Origin of the sequence: Gottfriedia endophytica, from assembly GCF_017814275.1 — a bacterium.
Taxonomy (GTDB): domain Bacteria; phylum Bacillota; class Bacilli; order Bacillales; family Bacillaceae_G; genus Gottfriedia; species Gottfriedia endophytica.
Window position 1 is genome coordinate 37,394 of sequence record NZ_JAGIYQ010000015.1, and the last position, 17,224, is coordinate 54,617.

A 17,224-nucleotide genomic window follows, 5' to 3' on the forward strand; every position below is an offset into this window, starting at 1 on the left:
TGAAATTTTATAAAACATATTTTCACCCAAAAAAGCAAAAAGCCAAGAATATTAATAACATTCTTGGCTTATCTTCTATTTTACTATTTATAAATCGTTAACTTTTCTCTAGCATCTGTACGAGGTTTAGCAGTAGGAGCTTCATCAAAATATCCGATTAATAATAACCCCACTACTCTTTCATCTTCTCTTACACCTGCTTTTTCCTTAAAGAGAGGATTATGCATGAATTTTCCTGTCTTCCAAAGGACACCTAACTCTTTTTCCCAAGCTAGTAGTTGGAAGTTTTGAATCAGTGCCGAAACAGCGCATATGTCTTCAGTAAATTGATGATTATCTTCAGAATCTGGCATCACAACTAATAATGCAGCTGGTACATTTCTAAAATAATTCGCCTTATTTTGAGCACCCGTTGGAATTTCTGCGTCACCGTAAGTACTTAAAAATGCATCCGCTACTTTATTTCTTCCTTCTTCTTGAAATAATAGAAAGCGCCACGGCTCATTCAAATGATGGTTTGGAGCCCAAACTGCATCATTTAAAATCTCTATGATGTCATTTTCATTTACAGTCTTATCATTATATTTTTTAACAGTTCTTCTACTTCTAACGATTTCGGCAACTGTCATTGTTTTTGATTTCATTATTTTCTCCCTTTTATTTTTAATTTACAACTTAAGTTAAATCTTAATTATTTATACGAAAAGGAGCTGATTTATATGTCCAGCTCCTTTTCATTCACATTTTTATTTTAATTTTGCTACGTCTGTTAATACTGCATCTAAATCATTTGATGCTTTTGTTAATGTTGCTTGATCAAGTGATGAAGCTTTTGCTCCAGCTTCAATAATTCCTAGTGGATCTTCTACTTTACCATAAAGCGCTTGGTCTTTTGCTTTTACATTGTCTTCAAATTGTGACCAAGATTTCTCAAGGTTTTCACTGTCTGTTTTTACTTTTTCAGCGTCTTTTGCATTTAAATCAGTATTTAATTGCTTTAGAGTTTCTTTCATTTGAGTTGCTCCATCAGCAATTGATACTACAGTTGACTTTTTAGCATCTAATTTCGCTACGTCTGTTAACACTGCATCTAAATCATTTGATGCTTTTGTTAATGTTGCTTGATCAAGTGATGAAGCTTTTGCTCCAGCTTCAATAATTCCTAGTGGACCTTCCACTTTTCCATATTGGGCTGCATCTTTTTCTTTTACATTGTCTTCAAATTTTGACCAAGATTTCTCAAGATTTTCACTGTCTGTTTTTACTTTAGCAGCGTCTTTTGCATTTAAATCAGTATTTAATTGCTTTAGAGTTTCTTTCATTTGAGTTGCTCCATCAGCAATTGATAACTTAGTTGTCGTAGTTGTTTTTTTAGGCGTATCACTCGTGTTTGTTCCACACGCTGCCAATGATAATGAAATGGCTGCAAATAATACGGCAATATTTTTTTTAGCTAGCATGTTTAGAATCTCCTTGTTTATCTTCTCTAATTTTTTTATCTTTTCGTTTATTTATGATTGCTACAACAATTGCTACTACTAGTAGAAATACTTGAGGAATAAAGCTTTCCCATGTTGGATAAACAGCAAAGAAGTCAATTGTTGGAATTGGTGCCTGTGTTGCTGGAAGTAATCCAGCTAACTGTAATCCGTGTATACCCATTCCAGTAAATTTAATGCATAAATACATCATTAAAATACTTGAAACTAAGAAAAATGGGCGCATAGGAATTTTTAGTCCAACTTTTAAAATTAAATAGCTAAGTATGATCAAAATAATAAACCCTAATGCAATTCCCATTAATAATACAGGAATTTTAATCGATGATGCCATACCAATAAAGAATAGAACAGTCTCAGTTCCTTCTCTAAATACAGCTAGGAATGATAAAATTGCTAATGACCATAGACTTCCAGCATTAATTGCTTTTGTACTTTGAGTTCGAATATATTTATTCCATTCTGAAAGGCTCGATTTACTGTGAAGCCAATAGCTCATGTAAAGCAACATAACTGCTGCAAAAACGCCAGTCCAACCAGATATTAAGAAGTTATTACTTCCAAAAGTCCCCGCTGAGAAAAGGAGATTAACGATAACTCCTAAAATAATACTTACTCCTAATCCAGATCCAACACCGACCCAGATCCATTTACTTTTATCTTCATGTCCAGCTTTCTTCAAAAATCCAAGAAGTGCAACGACAACTAATAACCCCTCTAACCCTTCACGTAATAGAATGGTTGTTGCATCCATCATGTTATAACTTGTTTTCTCAGCTAGTGGTGATAAATAATCACGCATACCTTGAATCGTCTTTTTCGCACCACTTACGTCAGGATTTTGGGATGATAGCATCGCATAAGACATTACCATATCTTTTTCCGCATCTGCGTATATTTTTGATGATTGTGTTATAACAACACCTTCAACATTTAGCCAAGACTCACGAAACTTTTCAATATCTGCCTTGGCACTATTAACATTACCTTCATCTAGTTTCTTTAATGAATCATTTAATAATAGAATTAAATCCGAAACATTACCTTGTTTATTACTTTTTTGACTGCTATTATTTGATGTTTTCGGAAATTTTCCTGAAATAACTTTTTCATTAGTTTGTTCTAGATTTAAGAATGCTTTTAGCACATTCTCTTTATTTACAGGTTGTTGAGCAAAAGCAAACTGTACCTGTCCCATATTATCTTCAATGCCTTTATATGCCTCTGTAGAACCTTGCTTAACACCATCCTCAATCTTAAGCCAAGTTGATTGGAAGGTTTTAAACTCATTAGCCGCTCCTTGAACGTCATTTTTTTGCACAAGTTCCACAGCTTTTTCAATTAATTTATTTGCATTTGTTAAATCATCTGCCGAAGTGGCAGCATAACTGTCTACAGGTATAATAAAAGCGCCAATAAACAGAGAAAGTAAAATTGCTTGTATTACTTTCTTCATCTTATCTCTCCCTAACTACCTTAAATTATAATTATTCTAATTAAAAATGAAAATCATTATCAATTAGTACATTTAAATTATATTTTTTGAGATACTAGATGTCAATACAAAATTTCTTCCAACTATGATAGAAATATATTTATATAATATGTTTATGAGAATTGTGTCCAAATGTTTCAGAGGAAATTTCATTTTTAGTACTATTGAGAATCAAGCTATCACTCAACAAAATAAAAAATCCAGACTAGTAAACTGTATCTTTTTACTTGTCTGGATCTTGAAAAATGATTATTATTCAACTCTCACAAATAATGAATCCTTTATTGATTTAATAAGTGGAGATGGAGCTTGTGAATGGAACACCCATAATTCATGTAGCGATCTGGTACATCCAACGTATAATAGCTTTGCATCTCTTTTTGTATTTACATATTTATCTTCATTTACATCAATTAACAGTACTGCATCAAATTCTAATCCTTTTGATAAGTAAACAGGCACAACTGAAACTCCGCCCTCGTATTTTTGTTGCTTCGCATCGATTAGTGATACAGTCATCCCTTTATCTAAAAGAGCAGAATGTAATGCCGTACATTCTTCCTCAGTACGACCAACAATTGCAATTGTATTCATTTGTTTCATTTGTAATTGTTTGACCGCTTCGATAATTGATTTAATTCGATTTTCATTTGTAACTTCCATCATTTTCACCTTTTCTCCACTACGGAAAACAGGTTCTGCTAAGCCAACTGTCAAATTGGCCTGTGAAATGACTTCATTCGCAAAATGAATAATCTCCATTGTTGAACGATAGCTTTGCTTTAATTCATAATATTTCAATTCGCTCTGATTAAAAATAGAAGCAAAGTCTTCCCACTCATCAATCCCTTGATAAGTATAAATCGATTGAGATAAGTCTCCTAAAATCGTAAAAGAGTTACCTGGATTCATTTCTTTTAATAATGCAATTTGAAAAGGTGAATAATCTTGTGCTTCGTCAATGACAATATGATGATATTTAATGCTGCTATCAATCCCAAATAAGTAATTGTGAATATACATGAGAGGTGCAAGGTCTTCTTGTTCAATTAGCTTTTTCTTTAAATTAGTAGTAGTGACTTGAAAAACAGATTCTGGAATCAATTGAAGTAAATCTTCTGGTAATTGTTTCGTTTTTATAAATAGTTCTTTATAGAAAGAAACAGCAGTATGCTTTGGCCAATTTTTTAAATAAGCATTTAACCGTTGTGTTGCTTTTTTCTTGAGATCTTTTTTTACACTCTGAGAAGCAATGTATTTTAACTCTCCATCAATCCATGACTTGATTCGATTGACAATCCGCTCTCTTCTTTTCGCAAGTGGATAATGTTGATATTCAACTTTAAACCATTGAGAAATTGTACTTTTGTCAATCTTTGCTCCTTCAAAAGCTTCAAAATCCTGTGTAGGGACTGCGTTCTTTTCATAACTTTTAATCGCCTTTTCAAGAAAATGCATAAATTGGAGAGAGCCTTTCCATCTTGTTGCTTCGCCTTTTTGAACCAATGATTCACTTATTTCAGTTCCAAACCACTGATCTAGACTTTCACGCATTTCTTTCACATTCACTTTTTCATCAAGAATTGCAAGTGCCCAATCTTGAAAAGTCATTTGCTGTATATCTCCTACCCCAAGCTCCGGAAGGACATCAGAAATGTAATCTAGGAACATTCGGTTTGGTGCGAAAATAATCATTTTATCAGCACGCAGTTGCTCACGATACTGATAGATAAGGAAGGCAAGTCTATGTAGAGCAACCGTCGTTTTTCCGCTACCTGCAACCCCTTGAATAATTAATGGCGTTGCTCTCGGTGCCCTGATGATATCATTCTGTTCAGATTGAATCGTCGAAACGATGTCTTTTAAACGATTATCCTTATTTTCTTCTAACTTATATAACAAAAATTCATCGGTTACCGAATCTGTTTGACTACCTTTTACATATGCATCTACAACTCTTTGCAGTGTTTCATTCCGTACGACAATGTTTCGTTTTAAAAAGACTGTTCCTTCAATTATACCTTCAGGTGAATCATAGAACGCATTTTCGTCCCCACCTATAAATGAGTAAAACATACTGGCTACTGGCGCTCTCCAGTCTACAACGAGCTGTTCATCTGCCTCTTTTGCAACGCCCGTTTTTCCAATATAGAGTGGAACAATTTTTCCTTCTCCCTCTTCTTGAAAGTCCAAACGTCCAAAATAAGGTTCCTTCATAGCCACTCTAAGACTTTTACGATTTCGATCACGAACTTCTTCTAGTAACTGTTCTGTAAAATCACTTCCAACGTACTCAGGTATTGATTCAAATTTGGCTAGCAGCTTTTTCATCTCTTTAAGCGTTTCACCAAGATATTCTCGTTCTTCCTCAAATAAATTTTGTGCTGGTTGATCCATGTCCAACTTCCCTCCTTATCTCGAAATACAACGAATTTTCAAACGGAAGAATAGTATATCAAAAATTAAAATACAAAGGAACAAGTCTTTTTATATGAAATCAAAAAAGTTTTTCAAGAATTTATATGATAAAGTGAAACTTCCATCAGTGGAGCTGCCCGTTAATGCAGGATAAATCAAATCGTTCCCTATTTAAGCCATTTTTACACTGATTTACTCTATTTCTAATCATTATGAAAAAATTTTTATCCATTTAAAATCGAAATCTATCAAACTTCCAGTATTTTTTTATTGATAAATTTATTTAGATGGATTATGATTATCCAGTATAAAACGGAATTATTACGATTTAATAAAATTAACTTACTTAAATAAAACAAGACTTTTAAATATCTTACAATTTATATAGAAAAAACAAAGGAGAAACTAACAATGCAAAGAAAAAAGGTCGGGATTGTTCTTTCTGCATTAATCCTTCTTGGAGCAATGAGTGGCTGCTCTCAGCAGAACACTAAAAAGAAGAATGATAAAATAAAAATTGTGACAACCTTTTATCCTATGTATGATTTTGCAAAAAACATTGTAGGATCTAACGGGGATGTAGAACTATTAATTCCAGCTGGAACGGAACCACATGATTATGAACCTTCTCCAAAAGATATGGCTAATATTGAAGAGGCAGATGTATTTGTTTATAACAGTGATGCTATGGAGACTTGGGTTCCTAAACTAAAACAAAGTGTAGATAGCCAAAACTTAAAAATTGTGAAAGCTAGTGATGGTATTCAACTCATTAAAGGAATTGCAGAAGAGAATGGTGGCAACGCTTCTCCTGTAGACCCACATGTTTGGTTAGATCCAGTTCTTGCTAAAAAAGAAGTAGAAAATATTAAAAATGGAATAATCGCAGCAGACCCAACTCATAAAAGTGAGTACGAAAAAAATGCTGCTCAATATGAAGCGAAATTAACTGACTTAGATCAGTTATATAAAAACACACTAAAAAATGCAAAATCACGTGTGTTTGTTACACAACATGCTGCCTTTGCTTACCTAGCAAATGAATATCATTTAACTCAAGTACCAATTGCAGGACTTTCACCGGACCAAGAGCCTAGTCCTTCAAAATTAGGTGAACTTCAAAAATACGTGAAAGACCATAACATTAAAACAATCTATTTTGAAGAAGTAGCTTCACCTAAAGTGGCAAAAACTCTTGCTGATGCAACTGGTGCACAAACAGTCCAATTAAGCCCTATTGAAGGGGTAACAAAAGAAGAACAATCTAAAGGTGTAGATTATATAGAGTATATGAAAAAGAACTTAGAAGCACTGCAGTTATCAGTGAAGTAAGTTGTTCTTGGTGCGTTTTACTTTTTTAGTAAAACGTACTTTTTCATTCTTAAAAATAAACTGAGAGGTATACCATGAAACTCATATCAATGGAAAATGTCCAATTTAATTATGGTAATGAAACGGTATTAGACAATATATCGCTAGACGTTTTTAGTGGTGAATTTATTACCTTAAGCGGCCCTAATGGAGCTGCAAAATCTACCTTACTAAAAATATTATTAAAACTATTAAAACCGAAAAAAGGAACAGTTCAGATTAGTAAACAAAATAAAGATGGTAAAAAATTAGTGATTGGTTACGTGCCACAACAAATTGCCTCTTTCAATGCTGGATTTCCAAGTACTGTCCTGGAGCTTGTTCAATCTGGTTGCTATCCACGAGGAAAATGGTTTCGCCCACTTACAAAAAGAGACCATGATATTGTAAAGCAATCTCTTCTTGGCGTCGGTATGTGGGATTTTCGCCATAAAAAAATTGGTGAATTATCAGGAGGACAAAAGCAACGTATTTGTATCGCTAGAGTACTAGCTTCTGAGCCTGATATACTCGTATTAGATGAGCCAACTACTGGAATGGACTTCGAAAATAGAAAAAGTTTTTATCAACTATTAAAGCACCACGTTACGGATCATGGCCGCACTGTAGTAATGGTCACTCATGATTTAGAAGATGCAAAACAATTTGCAGATCGGAATATTTATTTAGAACAAAAGGAGAATACACAATGGAGATGTTTCACTTTGGCTTCATGCAACGAGCATTATTGGGCGGCGGACTAATTGCGCTAGTTGCCCCTGTCTTGGGCATGTATTTAATTTTACGTCGTCAATCATTAATGGCAGATACTTTATCGCATATATCGTTAGCAGGTGTTGCCTTAGGCTTAACGCTCCACGCGAATGTTAATTTAGTGACAATCATCGTCATTGTTATTGGATCTATTGGCATCGAATATATGAGAAATTCTTATAAAACTTATTCTGAACTATCCGTTGCCATTCTAATGGCGGCTGGTTTGTCTCTTGCATTAGTATTAATGAGTTTAAATCAGGGTGGTAGTACGACAAACGTTCAACAGTATTTATTTGGTTCGATTATTACAATTAGTCAACAACAACTAAACTTTTTGATCGTTATTTGTATAATTGTTTTACTATTCTCAGTTATACTACACCGTCCAATGTATGTTTTAACATTTGACGAAGACACAGCCTTTACAAGTGGTCTTTCTACTAAATGGTTGTCATTAGCATTCAGTATTTTAACAGGACTAACAATCAGCATCATGATGCCAATCATTGGCGCATTACTAGTCTCTGCTCTAATGGTTTTACCTGCTGCAATTGCAATGAGGCTGGTAAAAGGATTTAAACTAGCGATCTTCGTTAGTATGATCATAGGGTTAGTAAGTATGTTTTTAGGACTAACTTCTTCCTATAGTTTAGGAACGCCACCAGGCGCAACGATTACGCTAGTACTTATTATCATTATGGCGATTAGTATGTTTTTCAAAACAATTGTTAATAAACTACGTGTTCCAAGAGCATAATGATATAAAAATAGTTAGAGACATTAGGTATTCTTCGCTTCCTATGTTTCTAACTTTTTTTTTGACTCTTTTCTTAAGCTTTGTTGATATTTTAGAATACGTTAGTTGATTACAACTCCAGGTTGCTCCCTTTCCGTGGGGCGTGAGCTGAGCCTCCTCGGCAAGCCTGCGGGGTCTCACCCTTCCCGCTATTCCCACAGGAGTCTCGCACCTTCCGTTGTAATCAACTTCTGTCTTTAAAGTTACACATCTCAAATGCAACAATCTATCTACAATTATGTTGGCTACACATTTAACTACATATACCCAACTATTATGAATTAAGTCTTATTAAACACTCTCTATTTCCTCTATTATTATTTAAACTATTTCCTCTCTTTAATTTAATGTATTATTTCTATTATTTTTTCATAGAATCTACCAATCAACTCTACTTTTATATTTTGGCTATTTTCTAAACTTTGTTGCTATTGATGATTTCCTCTCTAGGTTGACCGCTTTCCGCATGGCGGCCAGTGAGCCTATAACTTGTCCCTTGTTCCCTATTCCCTGCCTTTTATTAAGTAGATAAACTACTATTTTAAATTACGATTGAGGAGGTTCTTAAGTATGGAAAGTCAAAGTCTCCTGGTGAGAAAAAATGAATAAAATTAAACATTATATTTGGATTAACCTTACTGCCGTAACTTTATTTGTTATCCTTGTACCCACTATCATCGTAATGGGGTTTGGACATTCACTGCCTATTTCTTTAGCCAAAAGCAATGTAAAAAATCTAACGAACTCTTCATCTAATTTACAGAATTCCGTACACCGAGATTTAACCTCTAAACCAATCAATCTTGGATGGATAAGTGGTACGAACAATCATTTAAGCCAATACTCATCCTATAATGGGCTCAATGTTCTTTCCCCTGCTTTATTAACAATTAATGATGATTTTGATTTAAACGTAAATAGCGAGAATCTACCATCTACTAACAAACAGGATATTTGGCCAAGAGTCGTCATGAAAACAGATACTAAACTAGCTATTCATACATTTTTGACCAATCAAACTAAAGTTGACCAACTGATTAATGATCTAAGAAAGTCTGCTCTCCTCCACAAATGGAGTGGAATTAACTTAGATTTAGAGAATGTTAGTGCTGAGGATCGTGATAATTTTTCTAATTTTATTCAAAAACTTTCTCATGCTTTACATTATTCCAACATTTTACTTAGTATTGATATTTCACCTGATCATACAGGAACTGAGAACCTCAATACACCTTTTGATCATGAGATATTAGGAATTTTTTGTGATTATGTTATTTTTATGGGATACGATCAACATTGGTCTACCGATCCAATTCCAGGACCAATTACATCATTAGATTGGCTAACGTCTAATCTTCAAGAAATGATTCGAACCGGCATTCCTTCTCAAAAAATTATACTAGGTTTGCCTACATTCACTAGAATTTGGCAGCTTGATAGTAACGGTAAGATCGTAAATGCTCCGGCTTATTCAATTTCTCATGTAGAAAGTCAATTAAAACAAAAACATATACCGACAACTTGGGATTCAAATTTGGGAGAGTATACGTCATCTTTTGTAGAAAATAATAAACGGAATAAAGTTTGGTTAACTACAACAAAATCTCTCAAATTATATTTATCCCTTATTCCACAAATGCATTTAGGAGGTTCCGCTTTTTGGAATCTTAATCTCATATCAAAGAATGATTGGAATCAACTGTTCTAAAACTACCGTGAATTTACTGATTAATCAAACGATCAAATCAAAAAAAGCAGCCTTCTCTTTTGGGGAAGGCTGTTCAATATCCTCTATATTAAACGGGGGTAAGCGTTTTAACTGCTAAAAACTACTAAGCTAGTTTGAAAGCTTTGCTAAAAATTGTTGTTTTAGTGAAATGGCTTCAGTGAGATTGGATTGAATCGTTTGTAATTCTGTAATAGCTACGTCATATTGTCTATCTTTCATGTGGCCTCTAAATGATTCCCATTTGCTTTTACGATCTTCCCAAAGCTTTTTGACTGCACCAGAATAGGCCTTGTAGTCATTCCTAAGAGATGTTACTTTACCTTTTAATTCTGTTAAAGCTGCTTTCTTTTCTTGTTTCGTTTTACCTGTTGCACCTTTAATTTGTTGTTCTTGTTGTTTGAATGAGTCCATTTTAGCTTTGAAAGCACTTTTAATTTGACAATTTAGTTGTTCTTTTTGAACTCTTAGTGCTTTAATTTGAACTTGAAGATCCTTTAATTGTTGTGGTTTTTGAACTTTTACTTGTGTTTGAGTAGGTTGTTTAGTAGGAGTTGTGCTGTTTTCTGCTGCATGGACAGTTGATAAACCTAATGACATTGCGAAAACAAATGGAATAACGATTCTTTTTTTCACTTTAGAACCTCCAGATAGTTGAAATGATCTCTTTCAAATGGTAGCCAACTTATACGAGTAACTTTTTACAATTTGTCTTACAAGATGTGCTACTTAATCTGATTGGTCTGGAGCCTTTATTCGAAAAAGTTTGATGAGGTTCATAGTTGTGATTGTTAACAACATTTGAAAGAGACTAAGAATAAGAAATTCATAGCATGGTTTTTGTAGTAATGAAATGTGTGAGACGGTGACATTTACATTACTTTTTTAATCTTACGTTGTAGTTGTTTGGGAAATATTTCTTATTCTTATAGTCATCATACTTTGTTATTGTCACAATTAAGTAACATCAATCTGAAGTTATTCTTAACGATTCATTTTTACTAGGAAATGATGCCCAGCAAATTTTGCTTCAAGGAAATTGCTTCCACTAGGTTACTTTGAATAAGGAGCAATGTATTATAAACACCATTATTATTATTTTTAGACTGTTGCATTCTATATTTATCCCATAATTTTTTTCGATCATCATTTAACACTTTATCATTCGCAATAGCTGTTTTCATTTGATCAATTTGGCTCTTTATTTCTTCTAATTTTACGGTTCGATCTTTTGTTTGCTTGTTCGATTTCAACTTATTTAATTGGTTAATAAGCTGATTTTTTTTCTTCGGATATAATACGTTTATTTTCTCATCCAAACTATCTTTTTCATCGTTTAAAGATTTCACCTGTCCTTGCAAAATCTTTATTTTATCAGAGATAGTCACATTTTTATCTTTCCCGTTTATCACTTTACTTACATCACTAGCTGCTTTAGTTGGATGTGCATAAACAGTTAAACTACCAATCGCAAAGCAGAATAAAAGTGTCCCTAAAAATTTCTTCATCGTTCCACCCCATTTTATTTACTTTAATTCTTTTGGATAACCATCATCTTCTTTAGCAAGGTCTAAGTTATCAATTTCTTTCAGCATGTCATCAAGCTCTTGTTCAAAAGAGGTTTGATCAGTTGGTTTTTCATTTATAGTATTTTGTTTAACCTCTCTCTGCTCCGTAGATGTGTGTGATGAAGATTTATGAATTTTCTTTACTTCACTAGTTTTAGATAGTGAGCAACCTGACAGAATTAAGAGCAAACATAACAGAAACAGATATTTTTTCATTTTGTTCCTCCGAAGCTTCTTACTCGTATATTCAATTCAATAAATTTCTCATCAATTTACTGTCTCTAGGAAACTATCTAAACGTATGGTCATATTTTCGGTAATTCTACCCAAAATGCGACCCCGCTTTCTTCATTCTTTACACCGACGTTCCCGTTCAATAAATTTGACAGTTCTTTTACAATACTTAACCCTAATCCAACATTCCCTTTTTCCCTATTCCTTGCAAGATCACCTCTATAAAAACTCTCCCAGATCGCTTCCATTTCATTTTCAGGAATTTGTTTCCCACTGTTATAAATGGAGACAATAACGGAATTTTCTTTCTCAATTAGTTTGATTTTAATTATTTTCTGCTCGTTCACATGATAAAGCGCATTGTTCAAGTAATTGGCTAAAATTTGTTGAACCTTTCCTCTATCTGTCATAATTTGTAATTCATTTGAATTCTTTTCAAATTCAAATGAAATTTGGTGTTCAACAAATTGAGGTGAATAAAGTCTAATCATATCGTTTAATAAACAAATGAAATCAACCTGTTCAATAATCAATTCCACTTTACTGTTTTGCATTTTAGAAAGTTTCAATAAATCATGAACCATTCGCTCCATTTTATTTGCTTCATCCATGATGATTGCGAGGTATTCCTGCTTTTCTTCTTCAGTATTATTTACTCCTACTTGCAATCCTTCTGTGTAACTTTGAATAATTGTAATAGGCGTTTTCAATTCGTGTGAAACATTTGAAATAAACAAACGTCTTTTCTTTTCAAACTTTACTTTTTCCTCTAGCTGATTTGTTAGCGTCTCATTCTTACCATTCAGCTCTTTAATAAATCGAGATAAAATACCACTCAATTCATTCATAGAACGGCCTAATTGCCCTAGTTCATCCTGCCTTTTACTATTCCATTTTTTAGAAAATGATAGTTTTGTAATCTCTTTGGCCATTGTATTTAGCCGTAGAATAGGCTTTGTAAATGATCTTGCCATAATCAAAGCAATCACAGTGCCAACACAAAGAAGAGCTAAGCCAATATAAATTAGAAAATAATTATAGATACCTACACTTTCTCTAATAGCCGATATAGGTGTTCGAATAAGTAATAGATTTTGATCATCAAGTTTACTTGCTACTAATAAAAACTCTAAATCGATATTCTTTAGTGTTGTCTCAGTTACATAAAATTGTTCTTTATTCAACTTCTCATTTATATGATCAATCCCATTTGATGGCACCCTTGGTTTGATTGAATGACTTTTCTCACCAAATAAAGATATTATTTTTGCTTTATCATCTGCTTTGGCTTTTAGCGAGCTATACCGAGTTACTCCATCAGTAGAAATCACTTCAATATAAATACCATGCGACTTTTCCAAATTATCAACATAAGAAACTAGATTCTTGTTTTTGTTCTTATATAACAATTTGAATTCTAGGCTACTATTTTTTAAAATGAGTGTTTTTTGATGAACATAAAAAGGTTCTAAAAAGAAGTGATTAATTAATACTCCTATACCAACTAGGCTAATTATTAATGAAATAAATGTAAGTAGAAGTTTAGAACGAATTGATTTCATTCTAAACTTCCTCAAATCGGTAGCCCATTCCATGAATGGTATGAACATATGATGCACATGATCCTAATTTTTTACGTAAACGATTAATATGTGTATCTAATGTTCGATCTTCACCTTCATATTCATATCCCCAAACAGCAGATAGAATTTGTTCACGAGCTAATGCTATTTTAGGATTTTTAATAAAATACGATAACAATTCAAATTCTTTTTGAGTTAAATCCACTTGCTGATTATCTATAAATGCTTTTCTAGCATCAAAATCAACTTCAATATTTTTAGCTTTAAAACAGTTTCGTTCGCTTTGTCCATTGTCAATCGAAACTCGTTTTAATAAAGCTTTTATTCTCGCAATCAAAATTAGAGGCTTAACTGGTTTCGTAATATATTCATCCGCCCCAACTTGAAAACCATATAATTCATCGTATTCTTCGCCTTTTGCTGTAATCATCATGATTGGTACGTTTGAGTCTTTTCTAATCTCCTTACATACTTCCCAACCATCTTTTTTAGGCATCATTACGTCTAGTAGGATTAAGTTGATTTCATTTTTATGTAAATTATAGATTCTTAAAGCTTCTTCGCCATCTTCTGCTTCCAAAACTTCTATCGATTCCCGCTGTAAAAAATCTACCATAATTCTTCGTAAACGCTGCTCATCATCGCAAAGTAATATTTTTACCACAATCGATATCCTCCAAAAAGCTTTCTTTTAATTACTAATAATTATAAGTTGGTTGGGAACTAAAAGAAAGAAAATTCATTTATTTCATTTTACAAAACTCTGTTAAACTATATTGTTTATACTAACAAGAATCAAAACTACTAAAAAAAGGGCCAAGAGATTACCCAGGCCACTAATTATTCATCGCTTTAAGCTATTTGCTGTAATTTTTTCTGCTTTTTAATTTTATTTCTACGTTTTAAAGTCCACATCGTTATACCGGTAATACCTAATCCAAGGGGAGCAATTCCAACTAAAGAATAAATGATTTTTATAAAGACTCCTCCAAAGGTACCTCTATGTAAGCTTTGTCTCCATACTAAAAATTTATCGTAGGTTGTTTCGGTGCTTTTTGAGAATGTTCCTAAATGCTTGCCTGTAAACTGATCAAAAAATTCACTTGTGTTCCCTTTACCCTCTGGATCATAAGTACCATCGTTTAATTGAGCTTCTATAACCCCTTCTTTATCAGTAGGAAATCTTAATTTGTAAAGCTCTCCGTCTGGATGTAATCTTTTAATTTCTGAGTCAATTCGATCTAATCCAATTTGTTGCTTTCCATTAGCAATCGATTTGAGATCTTCAGGATAATTTGATTCAAATTTCAATTTTAAGGATTCCTCAATTTTATCTTGAAACGGAAATAACATTCCTGTAATAGCAACAACAAGTAAAAATGGTAAAGTAATAACTCCAATGAAATTATGTATTGAAAAATTACGTGCCATTTGGCCTTTATTCCATTTAATTTTTAAGCTTTTAAACATTCTTTTAATGCCTGGATACCATAAATAGATCCCAGTAATTAAGATTATAATAAATGCAATTGCCACAATACCAATAATTGTTTCACCAATATCGCCTAATAATAAATGTGTGTGTATTTTCCAAACAAAAGATAAAAATGATGCATCTCTATTGAAATTACCTAATAATTTACCATTGCTAGGATCTAAATAAGCATCAATTTGCTGATTTCCTTTTGACAGATTAGCATGGTATATATCTAATATTTTTGAAGGTACATCCAATCTCGAGATTTGATATCCTTCGTATTTATCAAGAAAAATCTTTTCTGCTTCTTTTAATCCAACATTTCTTTCACTACTTACAGGTTTAAAAGATTGTGGATTAAGTACATGCTCAATTTGATCCGCAAACACTAAAACACTACCCGTTGCACAAACAGTAATAATAAATAGTCCAAAAATTAAACTACATACAAGGTGTAATGTTAAAATAGTTCTCCTTATGCTACTTTTCATTCTCTTCTTCTCCCTTGAAACATTTTATTCCCTCTGTTAAGAGTTGATGATAACCTTTCTCAATTATAATGGTAATGATTATCATTATCAATAACTCGTTTACTTTTTTAGTAAATTTTTACTAAAAGCAGTTTTCGTAAAATTTGTTGTTAAAAAGGAGTTCGTGAGTTTCCGCTCCAGGATGCTCGCTTTCCGTGGGGCGGGCGGTGAGCCTCCTCGTCGCTATCGCTCCTGCGGGGTCTCACCTGTCCCGCTGCTCCCACAGGAGTCGAGCACCTTCCACTCCAACTAACTTCTTTAGTATAAGTTTGCCTTAACAAAACCTTTAAAAAAATTACTAAGTCTCTATTTAGGTAATCAAAATAGAAAAGAATATACAAAAAGGCGACTTCCCGTCTGAACGAAAAATCGCCTTTCACTTTTCTTATTTTACTTTACCTATACTGGATCTACTTTTTAAATTTTTGCTAGAGGAAACGAAATAATAATTTCCGTTCCAACATTTTCTTTACTTTGAATCTTAATTTCTCCGTTATGAAGTTTAACGATGTTTTTCGCAATTGAAAGACCAAGTCCAGTTCCACCTGTTTCACGACTACGCGCCTTATCAACTCGATAAAATCTTTCGAAAATATTCTCAAGTTCTTCTTCGCGTATACCAATTCCATAATCTTTTATTCTCAGAACGGCCATTCCTTGATTACTTTCAACGAAGACATCAATTTTATCAGTACTGTACTTTATTGCATTATCTAAAAAAATGATAATAACTTGTTTAATCTTTAATTCGTTTCCCTTAATGAATGGTGTAGAGCCGTCTTCAACTAAATTAATCTCTCGTTTATAAACCTTTTGAAGCTGATTCAAAATCGTTGTACATAAAGCTACTAAGTTAATAGGCTGCTTTTCAATTCCTTCTAAATGCTCTGATTCAGCTAAATTTAGCAAAGTTTTCGTTAAATCTTGCATCCTATTGGCTTCGGAATAAATTGACTCAATCGCTTCTTTGGCAATTTCTTCATCTTTGATACCACGTCTTCTAAGTAAATTAGCGAAACTGCTAATGACTGTTAAAGGAGTCTTTAATTCATGAGAGGCATCTGAAATAAACTGCCTTTGCTTATCAATATTCTCTTGTAGTTTTTCAATCATACGATTAAATGTGGTTGCCATTTTTTGTAATTCATCTTTTGTTTCATTCTGAATTAAGATTTTTTTAGGGACACCACTTTGTTCGATATCTTCCATTGTTGAAATCATCGATTTAATCGGATTCATAATAAAATTCGATAACCATCTTCCAGCTAAAAGAGAAAGAATAACGGATATTCCAGTAACGGTAGCCATTATCGCTAAAAGCAAATCCTTACGACCCTCTAACCCAGTAAGAAGTTCACCAATCTCAAGTGTTCCAATTACTTGGTGATTTAAATGAATTGGTACACGAACAACTAAATTTTGATGCTCACTAAATGGTAATAATTCCGACTCCTCATGTTTGGTAAACTTAGGCTGAATCCGATCAAGCAACTTATAATTGTTAACCTCAGTGATGATTTTTGAGTCAGGCCCTACAATTCTGATAAAGGAGTGACTAGACATATAAGATTGCAATGTTACTTGATTTAGCGTCAACGATTTAGGAATTTTATTTTTATCTAATAGTTCATGAGCTTTTTGAAAAAGGACATTTTCTTCCATATTAACTGTTGTTTTCATAAAAAAGAAAAATACAATTGCATTCACAAGCAGTAAGATCACTAATAGCCAGCTAGTTATTAAAAGATTAATCTTTGTTGTGATTTTCATC

At 33.0% G+C, this 17,224-nt stretch carries 15 protein-coding genes; 4 read left to right on the forward strand and 11 right to left on the reverse strand.

Translation table 11 applies throughout. The features are described from left to right. Positions 1 to 83: 83 nt before the first annotated feature. The 4 genes from J5Y03_RS16855 to J5Y03_RS16870 all read right to left on the reverse strand — a co-directional run bounded on the left by J5Y03_RS16855 (position 84) and on the right by J5Y03_RS16870 (position 5,391). Positions 84 to 644, reverse strand: a complete 561-nt coding sequence (locus J5Y03_RS16855) for a nitroreductase family protein (protein ID WP_209407169.1) — start codon at positions 642 to 644, stop codon at positions 84 to 86. Between the two features lie 102 nt (positions 645 to 746). Beyond that, complete coding sequence (locus tag J5Y03_RS19895; protein ID WP_245208939.1) at positions 747 to 1,460, reverse strand: hypothetical protein; 714 nt, start codon at positions 1,458 to 1,460, stop codon at positions 747 to 749. Beyond that, on the reverse strand, positions 1,450 to 2,955 hold the full coding sequence (locus J5Y03_RS16865; RefSeq protein WP_209407170.1) for an FTR1 family iron permease: 1,506 nt from the start codon (positions 2,953 to 2,955) through the stop codon (positions 1,450 to 1,452). Before J5Y03_RS16865 ends, J5Y03_RS19895 begins: the two co-directional genes overlap by 11 nt. A gap of 291 nt (positions 2,956 to 3,246) precedes the next feature. After that, positions 3,247 to 5,391, reverse strand: a complete 2,145-nt coding sequence (locus J5Y03_RS16870) for a HelD family protein (protein WP_209407171.1) — start codon at positions 5,389 to 5,391, stop codon at positions 3,247 to 3,249. 432 nt (positions 5,392 to 5,823) lie between these two features. On the opposite strand from J5Y03_RS16870, the gene J5Y03_RS16875 reads away from it, so the two are divergent. The 4 genes from J5Y03_RS16875 (at position 5,824) to J5Y03_RS16890 (ending at position 10,043) form a co-directional block, all read left to right on the forward strand. Next, positions 5,824 to 6,744, forward strand: a complete 921-nt coding sequence (locus J5Y03_RS16875; RefSeq protein WP_209407172.1) for a metal ABC transporter substrate-binding protein — start codon at positions 5,824 to 5,826, stop codon at positions 6,742 to 6,744. 74 nt (positions 6,745 to 6,818) lie between these two features. Then, the gene (locus tag J5Y03_RS16880; protein WP_209407173.1) at positions 6,819 to 7,526 is read left to right on the forward strand and encodes a metal ABC transporter ATP-binding protein; all 708 of its coding nucleotides are present in this window, start codon (positions 6,819 to 6,821) and stop codon (positions 7,524 to 7,526) included. Then, positions 7,472 to 8,296, forward strand: coding sequence for a metal ABC transporter permease (locus J5Y03_RS16885; RefSeq protein ID WP_209407174.1), 825 nt, complete (start codon positions 7,472 to 7,474; stop codon positions 8,294 to 8,296). Before J5Y03_RS16880 ends, J5Y03_RS16885 begins: the two co-directional genes overlap by 55 nt. 640 nt (positions 8,297 to 8,936) lie before the next feature. Continuing rightward, on the forward strand, positions 8,937 to 10,043 hold the full coding sequence (locus J5Y03_RS16890) for a glycosyl hydrolase family 18 protein (protein WP_209407175.1): 1,107 nt from the start codon (positions 8,937 to 8,939) through the stop codon (positions 10,041 to 10,043). 129 nt (positions 10,044 to 10,172) lie between these two features. Here the strand turns inward: J5Y03_RS16890 and J5Y03_RS16895 are convergent, their stop codons facing one another. The 7 genes from J5Y03_RS16895 to J5Y03_RS16925 all read right to left on the reverse strand — a co-directional run bounded on the left by J5Y03_RS16895 (position 10,173) and on the right by J5Y03_RS16925 (position 17,223). After that, positions 10,173 to 10,697: a hypothetical protein gene (locus J5Y03_RS16895; protein WP_209407176.1), complete on the reverse strand. Its 525-nt coding sequence runs from the start codon at positions 10,695 to 10,697 to the stop codon at positions 10,173 to 10,175. 365 nt (positions 10,698 to 11,062) lie between these two features. Then, positions 11,063 to 11,569, reverse strand: coding sequence for a hypothetical protein (locus J5Y03_RS16900; RefSeq protein ID WP_209407177.1), 507 nt, complete (start codon positions 11,567 to 11,569; stop codon positions 11,063 to 11,065). Positions 11,570 to 11,587: 18 nt separating this feature from the next. Beyond that, entirely contained in the window at positions 11,588 to 11,845 is a 258-nt protein-coding gene (locus J5Y03_RS16905) for a lipoprotein (RefSeq protein WP_209407178.1), read from the reverse strand. 89 nt (positions 11,846 to 11,934) lie between these two features. After that, a complete protein-coding gene (locus J5Y03_RS16910; RefSeq protein WP_209407179.1) occupies positions 11,935 to 13,425 on the reverse strand; it encodes a HAMP domain-containing sensor histidine kinase in 1,491 nt (496 codons plus the stop codon). 1 nt (position 13,426) lies between these two features. Continuing rightward, positions 13,427 to 14,110, reverse strand: a complete 684-nt coding sequence (locus tag J5Y03_RS20140) for a response regulator transcription factor (RefSeq protein ID WP_407648462.1) — start codon at positions 14,108 to 14,110, stop codon at positions 13,427 to 13,429. A 188-nt stretch (positions 14,111 to 14,298) separates the two neighbouring features. Then, positions 14,299 to 15,414: a PepSY-associated TM helix domain-containing protein gene (locus J5Y03_RS16920; RefSeq protein ID WP_209407180.1), complete on the reverse strand. Its 1,116-nt coding sequence runs from the start codon at positions 15,412 to 15,414 to the stop codon at positions 14,299 to 14,301. 456 nt (positions 15,415 to 15,870) lie between these two features. Continuing rightward, the gene (locus J5Y03_RS16925; protein WP_209407181.1) at positions 15,871 to 17,223 is read right to left on the reverse strand and encodes a sensor histidine kinase; all 1,353 of its coding nucleotides are present in this window, start codon (positions 17,221 to 17,223) and stop codon (positions 15,871 to 15,873) included. Position 17,224 lies beyond the last annotated feature (1 nt).

Bases quoted from the DNA above. Each gene is read 5' to 3' on its own strand.
- J5Y03_RS16855 (WP_209407169.1), bottom strand. From the start codon at position 644: ATGAAATCAAAAACAATGACAGTTGCCGAAATCGTTAGAAGTAGAAGA.
- J5Y03_RS19895 (WP_245208939.1), bottom strand. From the start codon at position 1,460: ATGCTAGCTAAAAAAAATATTGCCGTATTATTTGCAGCCATTTCATTA.
- J5Y03_RS16865 (WP_209407170.1), bottom strand. From the start codon at position 2,955: ATGAAGAAAGTAATACAAGCAATTTTACTTTCTCTGTTTATTGGCGCT.
- J5Y03_RS16870 (WP_209407171.1), bottom strand. From the start codon at position 5,391: ATGGATCAACCAGCACAAAATTTATTTGAGGAAGAACGAGAATATCTT.
- J5Y03_RS16875 (WP_209407172.1), top strand. From the start codon at position 5,824: ATGCAAAGAAAAAAGGTCGGGATTGTTCTTTCTGCATTAATCCTTCTT.
- J5Y03_RS16880 (WP_209407173.1), top strand. From the start codon at position 6,819: ATGAAACTCATATCAATGGAAAATGTCCAATTTAATTATGGTAATGAA.
- J5Y03_RS16885 (WP_209407174.1), top strand. From the start codon at position 7,472: ATGGAGATGTTTCACTTTGGCTTCATGCAACGAGCATTATTGGGCGGC.
- J5Y03_RS16890 (WP_209407175.1), top strand. From the start codon at position 8,937: ATGAATAAAATTAAACATTATATTTGGATTAACCTTACTGCCGTAACT.
- J5Y03_RS16900 (WP_209407177.1), bottom strand. From the start codon at position 11,569: ATGAAGAAATTTTTAGGGACACTTTTATTCTGCTTTGCGATTGGTAGT.
- J5Y03_RS16905 (WP_209407178.1), bottom strand. From the start codon at position 11,845: ATGAAAAAATATCTGTTTCTGTTATGTTTGCTCTTAATTCTGTCAGGT.
- J5Y03_RS16910 (WP_209407179.1), bottom strand. From the start codon at position 13,425: ATGAAATCAATTCGTTCTAAACTTCTACTTACATTTATTTCATTAATA.
- J5Y03_RS16920 (WP_209407180.1), bottom strand. From the start codon at position 15,414: ATGAAAAGTAGCATAAGGAGAACTATTTTAACATTACACCTTGTATGT.
- J5Y03_RS16925 (WP_209407181.1), bottom strand. From the start codon at position 17,223: ATGAAAATCACAACAAAGATTAATCTTTTAATAACTAGCTGGCTATTA.